1 pseudogene is annotated in these 594 nt (G+C 44.6%); it reads right to left on the bottom strand.

The annotated features are described in order from the left end of the window. Positions 1-594 (bottom strand): annotated as a pseudogene (locus tag R7P74_RS27875) (IS630 family transposase); the annotation flags it as partial.

The raw sequence follows: 594 nt of genomic DNA, 5'->3' as shown, positions 1-594 counted from the left end.
GAAGCGAACAATGCTCTCGCTGTTTATCGTGTCATACGTGTCCGTCACCGTTGCGCCAATATTTTGAAGCGGTAACGCACCGATAATATTAAGACGAGTTCGACTGCCTGTTGTCTCAATCACTTTGTCTTGGCCTTTACGTATCCAGCCATAACTGAGTTTTGTTGACTGCGTAGGATGAACGGCATCCATAAATAACACAGGGTCTTCGCTGTTTCTTAGCGTCTCGTTGTAGTATTCGATAAAGGCTTGCTGCATCTCTGGATTAAACTTGTGCGGTACACCTTTCGGCTTCTTATATGAAAAGCCGTGATGATGTAGCCATTTGTTCATGCCTGCAACGGTATAGCGAATACCAAACTCGGCTTTCACATAAGCGACTATTTGATGGGTATGAAAGTACGTCTTCTCGGATAAATGTTCGATAAGCTGCATGGTTTGCTCAGCAGAAAGTCGGCTCTGGCTACCACCATTTTCAGGCTTAAGTTTTTCAGAGAGGACATAGTCACTGAGATGACGAGCAACGGTCGATTCATGAATACGAAGCGCTTAAGAAATCATCGTTTGACTCCAGCCTTCAGACGCAAGTAAAAC

This window comes from Vibrio sp. 2033 (assembly GCF_033339735.1).
This window is presented reverse-complemented; position numbering and strand designations above follow the sequence as displayed.